Annotated in this window: 10 protein-coding genes and 1 other RNA gene; 9 read left to right on the top strand and 2 right to left on the bottom strand. The window is 65.5% G+C overall.

Translation table 11 applies throughout. The features are described 5' to 3' along the window. Positions 1 to 8 precede the first annotated feature (8 nt). Positions 9 to 551 carry a YecA/YgfB family protein gene (locus tag LN450_RS15685; protein WP_011348467.1) on the bottom strand — a complete coding sequence of 181 codons (543 nt, stop codon included), beginning with the start codon at positions 549 to 551 and terminating at the stop codon, positions 9 to 11. Between the two features lie 234 nt (positions 552 to 785). On the opposite strand from LN450_RS15685, the gene LN450_RS15690 reads away from it, so the two are divergent. From LN450_RS15690 to LN450_RS15725, 8 genes are all read left to right on the top strand, one after another. Beyond that, a complete protein-coding gene (locus LN450_RS15690; RefSeq protein ID WP_039417988.1) occupies positions 786 to 1,007 on the top strand; it encodes a TIGR02449 family protein in 222 nt (73 codons plus the stop codon). Further along, positions 1,004 to 1,303 carry a cell division protein ZapA gene (locus LN450_RS15695; protein WP_011348469.1) on the top strand — a complete coding sequence of 100 codons (300 nt, stop codon included), beginning with the start codon at positions 1,004 to 1,006 and terminating at the stop codon, positions 1,301 to 1,303. The genes LN450_RS15690 and LN450_RS15695 overlap by 4 nt, the downstream gene beginning before the upstream one ends. Before the next feature lie 95 nt (positions 1,304 to 1,398). Further along, a non-coding RNA gene (ssrS, locus tag LN450_RS15700) (6S RNA) lies at positions 1,399 to 1,582 on the top strand. A 327-nt stretch (positions 1,583 to 1,909) separates the two neighbouring features. After that, the gene (locus tag LN450_RS15705; RefSeq protein ID WP_039418281.1) at positions 1,910 to 2,500 is read left to right on the top strand and encodes a 5-formyltetrahydrofolate cyclo-ligase; all 591 of its coding nucleotides are present in this window, start codon (positions 1,910 to 1,912) and stop codon (positions 2,498 to 2,500) included. Continuing rightward, complete coding sequence (locus LN450_RS15710; protein WP_029820195.1) at positions 2,497 to 2,973, top strand: EVE domain-containing protein; 477 nt, start codon at positions 2,497 to 2,499, stop codon at positions 2,971 to 2,973. Before LN450_RS15705 ends, LN450_RS15710 begins: the two co-directional genes overlap by 4 nt. Positions 2,974 to 3,070: 97 nt before the next feature. Then, entirely contained in the window at positions 3,071 to 3,718 is a 648-nt protein-coding gene (gene rpiA / locus LN450_RS15715) for a ribose-5-phosphate isomerase RpiA (RefSeq protein ID WP_011348472.1), read from the top strand. Between the two features lie 162 nt (positions 3,719 to 3,880). Further along, positions 3,881 to 4,330, top strand: coding sequence for a DUF192 domain-containing protein (locus LN450_RS15720; protein WP_039418295.1), 450 nt, complete (start codon positions 3,881 to 3,883; stop codon positions 4,328 to 4,330). Between the two features lie 168 nt (positions 4,331 to 4,498). Further along, the gene (locus tag LN450_RS15725) at positions 4,499 to 5,380 is read left to right on the top strand and encodes a SirB1 family protein (RefSeq protein WP_039418283.1); all 882 of its coding nucleotides are present in this window, start codon (positions 4,499 to 4,501) and stop codon (positions 5,378 to 5,380) included. Positions 5,381 to 5,524: 144 nt separating this feature from the next. Here LN450_RS15725 and LN450_RS15730 read toward each other — a convergent pair whose 3' ends face one another. Beyond that, positions 5,525 to 5,764 carry a rubredoxin gene (locus tag LN450_RS15730; protein ID WP_008575804.1) on the bottom strand — a complete coding sequence of 80 codons (240 nt, stop codon included), beginning with the start codon at positions 5,762 to 5,764 and terminating at the stop codon, positions 5,525 to 5,527. Positions 5,765 to 5,787: 23 nt separating this feature from the next. Here LN450_RS15730 and thiE point away from each other — a divergent pair, with 23 nt between their 5' ends. Further along, entirely contained in the window at positions 5,788 to 6,426 is a 639-nt protein-coding gene (gene thiE, locus LN450_RS15735) for a thiamine phosphate synthase (RefSeq protein ID WP_039418285.1), read from the top strand. The last annotated feature ends 87 nt before the right edge of the window (positions 6,427 to 6,513 follow it).

The following is a 6,513-nucleotide window of genomic DNA, read 5'->3' on the forward strand; positions in this document are numbered from 1 at the left end:
GCCGGCAATCAGTTCAGACGCTGGCGAAAGCGCGGCCCCATCACGCAGTCGCCATGCAGCAACAGCACCGCCACGCGTACGAATTCTTCGATCTCGGCCAATGCGGTGTCGTCCTCGTCGGCCGCGTCGAAGTCCTCGCTGGAGGCCTGCGCCAGACGCGCCAGATCCTGCAGCGCTTCCTCGCCTTCTTCGCTCAGTGCCGGACGCTGCTGCGCAGCCAGGCCGAAGCCGCCCAGAAAGGCGCGGCACCAGTCGAACAACGCATCGGTGCGCGCCGGCAACGGGGCGCCGTCTTCGACCAGCAGCAACTCGAAGGCGAAATCGCGGTCTTCCAGTTGCGCCACGGTGGCCTGCCGCAGCTGATCCAGCGCCCCACCCTGCTGGGGCGCCACCTGACCGCTGTCGGCCAGAATGCGCGCCAGCCAGTCGGCGCTGTCGGCACCGCCGCCGGAGAGCCACCCGCACAGTCCACCATGCAACTCCGCCGCAGAGGACGCCAGCGCGAGCTGACGGCTTTCGTGTTGCACAGCGGTTACGTCGGGCAGATCCATCGGGTCATCCAGGCTGAAGAGCGAAAGGTGCCGGCGCACGGCCGGCGATATGACTTCCCAGTGTACCAAGGCAGCCTGCGTGGGCCGCGACCTGCGCGTTTCAGCGCGCGTTCTCCTCCTGCAATGCCGGCCTGCCTGGATCGGTGCCAGGCCTTGCAGGGCTTGGACCGACGCCAGGGATTGGGGCAGCGTGGGCGCTTGACCACCCCGCGCACGCGCCCCTATCGTGAGCGCATGGACAACGCTGCCGCCCTCGCCCAGATCCGCGCACTCGCTGCCCGCGTGGAGGCGTTGGTGGAGCGTGCCCAACGGCTCACCGACGAGAACCGCAGCCTGCGTCACCAACAGGAGCAGCTCATCGGCGAGCGCTCCCAACTGTTGACCAAGAACGAGCAGGCGCGCTCGCGGGTGGAAGCGATGATCGCCCGCCTGAAGTCATTGGAGCAGCACACGTGAGCAACAACGAACCGGTCAGCGTGCGTATTCTGGATCGTGAATACACGGTGGGCGTGACGGCAGACGAGCGCGAAAGTCTCACCGCCGCCGCGCGGCTGCTGGATCTACGCATGCGTGAGATCCGCGGCAGCAATCGCATGGCAGCCGTGGACCGTGTGGCAGTGCTGGCTGCGCTCAACTTGGCGCATGAGTTGCAGCAACTGCGCGAACAACAGGCGCTCTACGATCGTGAATTGGCAACGACGCTGGACACCTTGAATCGCCGGCTCGACAGCATTGCCGACACACCGCGCTGAGTGGAATTCGCACTGCCATCGCAAATATGAATCCTCAAGCCCGCCGACCGACGAGTGGGCTAGCCATCGCGGCACAGAGGTCTATAATTCACCTGCGTTCTCTGCTGTAAACGACAGCGTGCAAAACATTCGCCTTGTCCCTTAATTACGACCACGGGGGCGCGACGAAGCCGGGTGTGCAAGTCCGCCTTGTAGCGGGAAGCCCGATGGCCTCACAACGTCCCCACTTGAACCCCGGGTTCAAGGTCGTTTCGCCCGCATCGTCACGGCGGAGAATGCAAATCTGAAACGGCGCCTTCGGGCGTCGTTTCTTTTTTGTGCGTCTGACGGTCTGACATGCGGCAGTTGAAGCGGCCCTGCGGATCTGTTGCGCTCGCGATGCTGGTGCCGTGTCGGTGGCGTTGCCGCGCGCGGCAATGCGCACGCTGCATCGCCCATGCAGATGCAGATGCAGATGCAGGGCATATGTCCGGGTAGTGCGCACACCGTAAGGCTCTATCGGCACGCCCACAGCGCAGGCGCAACTGCGGGCCGCATGGCACGCCATGCTAGGCAGGCGCGTGTGCGCATTCGACAATGCAACACCGATTGCGCTGCGAGACACCGATGACCGAGGACCGAGATGCGTTGCGCCAGCAGTTGCGCGCACACCGCCGCAGCCTGCCGGCAGCGCAGCGCCTGGCCGCAGCCGATGCGTTGGCACAGCGTTTGCTGGCGCTGCCGTTCGCGCCGCAACAGGGCGCCGTGGCGGGCTATTGGGCGATGGACGGCGAAATTGCGCTGCACCGCTGGCAGCTGACCTTGCCGGCGGGAGTGCGCTACTGCCTGCCGGTGCTGGACGGGCGCGTGCTGCGCTTTGCGCCGTGGCGGCCGGGCCAGCCGCTGGCGAGCAATCGCTACGGCATTCCGGAGCCGGATGTGGCACGCGCCGACACGTTGGCACCGGAGGAGATGGCGCTGGTGGTGACGCCGCTGACCGGTTTCGATGCGGCGTGCCGTCGGCTGGGAATGGGAGGCGGCTGGTATGATCGCAGCTTCGCGTTCCGGCATCGCCAGGCGCCGCCTCCCTGGCTGGTCGGTGCTGGCTTCGCTGCGCAGCAGGTGCCCGCCCTGCCTTCCGAAGCATGGGATGTGGCGGTCGACGCCATCTGCACCGAACGCGCCACCTTCCTGAAAGACGACACCGTTTCCGAATGACTGCCCGCAAGCGCTACTGGTTGATGAAGTCCGAGCCTGACACGTTCTCCATCGATGATCTGGAACGTGTCGGCACCGAGCCCTGGAACGGCGTGCGTAACTACCAAGCGCGCAACTTCATGCGCGATGGCATGCAGGTGGGCGATGGCGTGTTTTTCTACCATTCCAACTGCAAGGTGCCCGGCATCGTCGGCATCGCCAAGGTGGCGAGCGCGGCGTATCCGGACGACACCCAGTTCGACCCGTCTTCCGACTACCACGACCCAAAATCCACCCGCGAGGACCCGCGCTGGATGCTGGTGGACGTGGCGTTCGAGCGCAAACTCGCCCGCACGATTTCGCTGGATGAAATCAAGCAACAGGCCGATGCGCTGGGCGAAGGCTTTGCGCTGATCGCACGCGGTAACCGCCTGTCGATCCTGCCAGTGACCGCCGCGCAGTGGAAGTTGCTGCTGGCGATGGAAACGCCGTGATTGGGGATCCGGCAGTTGGGATTCGCCCATTGCCACCCCGCGTGACCGGCTTTTACGAATCCCAAATCCCCAATCACTAATCCCGAGCTCTTTACCCATGTCCGAAGCAAAACGCCTGGCCGCCGAAAAAGCGATCGATTACGTGGAAGACGGCATGATCGTCGGAGTGGGCACCGGCTCGACGGTGGCTTACTTCATCGACGCGCTGGGCCGCATCGGCCATCGCATCAAGGGCGCAGTGTCCAGCTCCGAACAGAGCACCGCGCGCCTGCGCCAGCATGGCGTCGAGGTGCTGGACCTCAATCACACCGGCAATCTGTCGCTGTACGTGGACGGCGCCGACGAGTGCGACCCGAACCGTTGTCTGATCAAGGGCGGCGGGGCAGCGCTGACGCGCGAGAAGATCATTGCCGAGGCCAGCGAGCGCTTCATCTGCATCGTCGACCCCAGCAAGCAGGTGCCGGTGCTGGGCAAGTTCCCGCTGCCGGTGGAAGTGATTCCGATGGCGCGCAGCTTGGTCGCCCGCCAGATCCTGGCGCTCACCGGCGGCCAGCCGGTGTGGCGCGATGGCGTGGTCACCGACAACGGCAACGTGGTGCTGGACGTGCATCACCTGCAGATTACCGACCCGGTGGGCCTGGAGCGCAGCTTGAATCAGATTCCCGGCGTGGTCTGCGTGGGTTTGTTCGCGCGGCGCCCGGCCGATGTGGTGATCGTGGGCGGCGAGCCACCACAGGTGATCTGAAGATCGCGCGCGGGCCTTCGCATGCGCAGTGACGGCCCGCATTGCGAAGCGATGGCGGGTCGCACATATCCCGCTTGCAGCAACCGCACGACGCACCGCAGCCGCTTGACGCACGCGGCCGCTTGGCAGATGGTGCGGCATCCTCGCCAGTTGGTATGCCGCATGCGTTGTTCTGGTCTTCTAATCCTTGCGCTTCTGATGCTGCTCGGCGGCTGCGCCAGCAGCGGCAACAGCTGGGTGGAACTGGCAGGCACGCGCTACAAGGTGGAACTGGCGCAGAACGATGCCGATCGCGCCAAGGGCCTGATGTTTCGCGATGCCATGGACCAAGACCACGGCATGCTGTTCATCCACGACCGCCAGGAGCCGATGGCGTACTGGATGAAGAACACCAAGATCGCGCTGGATATCCTGTATTTCGATGAACAGCGCCGGCTGGTCTCCCAGCAGCGCGATGTGCCGCCGTGTTCGGCCGGCGACGCCTGTCCGCCCTATCCCAGCAGGCAGCCCGCGCGCTATGTGCTGGAGCTGAATGCCGGCCAGGCCGCCAAGCTCGGCCTGAAGGATGGGGCAACGCTGCGCTTCAGCCCGGACATCCCGACGCCCGAATAAGCGGCTGCAAGCAGGTCCTGGGACCATACCAGCCAGGCGCATGGGGCCTGCCGACGGGTGAGACCTGCGCGTCACCTTTCCGAACGGCGTTTGCGACCGTCGGACGCAGGGCCGCCTGTCAGCGTTACGCGTTCATGCGCCCCGCGTCCCTGTCAGGAAGTACCGGACTTGAACCCTGCGCCGCTTGCCGACACTCTTGGCAGCATGGTCGACATGCTCCCACTTCCCCATTGGACCGCGCTCGCCAGCCTGAACGACGATGCGGTGCCGTTGATGTCCACCGCGCTGCTGATCGCGCGCGACGAGTATCCGCAGCTGGATGCCGAGCTGTACGACACGCTGGTGCAGAGCCACGTCGAGCATCTGCGCCGCGAAGTGGACGCAATCGATCTATGGCCGCTGAAGATGGCTGCGGTCAATCGCTACCTATTCGACGAGCTGGGCTATTCGGGCAATCACGACGAGTATTACGACCCGCGTAACAGCTACCTCAACCAGGTGTTCGAGCGCCGGCTGGGCAATCCGATTTCACTGGCGATGGTGCAGATCGAAGTGGCGCGCCGGCTGGGCATCCCGTTGGCGGGGGTGTCGTTTCCCGGCCATTTCCTGGTGCGTCTGCCGGTGGATGACGGCGTGCTGGTGATGGACCCGTTCAACGGCGGCCGTCCGCTGGGCGTGGATGAGCTGCGCGAACGTGCCCGCCCGCATCTGGGCGGCGAAATTCCCGACGACCGCGCGCTCGCGCAGATTCTCGACCCCGCCCCGCACCGCGCGATCTTGATCCGCATCCTGCGCAACCTGCACGGCGTCTATGCCGATGCCGAGCACTGGGACCGCGCTGCCCGCAGCGCCGACCGCATCCTGAAGCTGGTGCCCGACCAACCCGAGGCCCTGCGCGACCGCGGCATGGCCTATCTGCATCTGGGCCACCGCAACGGCGCACGCCACGATCTGTCGCGCTACCTAGTGCTCAACCCGGGCGCGCAGGACGCGGCCCATCTGCACGAACACCTGGTGGAATTGAATAGCCAGCGCGCGCGGGCGCATTGAGCGCGTAGACGCGCCGGCTGGCTAGGCCAGTCTGCCCGGATAGGCCACCGCCGCGTGGTTCTCGGCAACGCAGGCACTGGCCGGCGCGCATTGCGGCAGCATCGTGGTCGCCGACGCTGCCTGATTGCACGCCGTTGGCGGCGCTCAGTCGATCTCCACCATCTCGAAGTCCTCCTTGGTCACGCCGCAATCGGGGCAGGTCCAGGTGTCGGGGACGTCCTGCCAGCGGGTACCCGGGGCGATGCCTTCTTCGGGGATGCCGTCGGCCTCGTGGTAGAGAAACCCGCAGACGACGCACATCCAGGTGCGGTAGGTGGTCGTGGATGTCTCGCTCATCGGATAATCGCGGTCATGCAACAGTGGGCCTGCATTGTCCCATCCCATCCACCGCTTTCGGAAGCGTTGCCATGCCCAACCGTCTCGACGTTCGCGGCGTCTATCTGATCACCCCCGACGAGCCCAACACGCAGCGCCTGCTGCTGCGCACGGCGCCGTTGCTGGGGTCGATCACCTGGCTGCAATACCGCAACAAGCAGGCGGATGCGGCGCTGCGGCTGCGCCAGGCCGGCGCCTTGCGCGAGGCATGCGCGGCCCATGGCGTGCCGTTGATCATCAACGACGATGCGCAGCTGGCGGCGCAGGTCGGTGCGCAAGGCGTCCATCTGGGCGAAGACGATGGCGATGTGGCGGCAGCGCGCGCACTGCTGGGCGAGCAGGCCATCATCGGGGTGTCGTCCTACGACGATATCGAGCGCGCGCGCGCCGCAGCGGAAGCGGGCGCCAATTACGTGGCCTTCGGTGCATTTTTCCCGACCACCACCAAGCAGACCACCCGGCGCGCAACGCCTGCGTTGCTGCAGCAGGCAGCCGAACTGAACCTGCCGCGCGTCGCGATCGGTGGCATTGCGCCTGCTCAGGTGACTGCGCTGGTGACTGCCGGCGCCGATCTCATTGCGGTGGTCAGTGGCGTGTACGCGGCGCCGGATCCGGTCGCAGCGGTGCAGGAGTATCGCGCAGGGTTTGCGGCTCAGCGCGGCAAGCTTTGAAAGTTGTTCATCCAAGCGCTTCAATCGATTTGAAGACAGCGCGTTTTTCATTTCGCTGCATCGCTTGGGTGAAAAACCAGGTGCGTC

It is taken from the genome of Xanthomonas euvesicatoria pv. euvesicatoria (assembly GCF_020880415.1).
Taxonomy (GTDB): domain Bacteria; phylum Pseudomonadota; class Gammaproteobacteria; order Xanthomonadales; family Xanthomonadaceae; genus Xanthomonas; species Xanthomonas euvesicatoria.

Excerpts from the sequence above, each read along its gene's own strand:
- LN450_RS15685 (WP_011348467.1), bottom strand. The coding sequence starts at position 551 with ATGGATCTGCCCGACGTAACCGCTGTGCAACACGAAAGCCGTCAGCTC.
- LN450_RS15690 (WP_039417988.1), top strand. The coding sequence starts at position 786 with ATGGACAACGCTGCCGCCCTCGCCCAGATCCGCGCACTCGCTGCCCGC.
- LN450_RS15705 (WP_039418281.1), top strand. The coding sequence starts at position 1,910 with ATGACCGAGGACCGAGATGCGTTGCGCCAGCAGTTGCGCGCACACCGC.
- LN450_RS15710 (WP_029820195.1), top strand. The coding sequence starts at position 2,497 with ATGACTGCCCGCAAGCGCTACTGGTTGATGAAGTCCGAGCCTGACACG.
- rpiA (WP_011348472.1), top strand. The coding sequence starts at position 3,071 with ATGTCCGAAGCAAAACGCCTGGCCGCCGAAAAAGCGATCGATTACGTG.
- LN450_RS15720 (WP_039418295.1), top strand. The coding sequence starts at position 3,881 with ATGCGTTGTTCTGGTCTTCTAATCCTTGCGCTTCTGATGCTGCTCGGC.
- LN450_RS15730 (WP_008575804.1), bottom strand. The coding sequence starts at position 5,764 with ATGGGATGGGACAATGCAGGCCCACTGTTGCATGACCGCGATTATCCG.
- thiE (WP_039418285.1), top strand. The coding sequence starts at position 5,788 with ATGCCCAACCGTCTCGACGTTCGCGGCGTCTATCTGATCACCCCCGAC.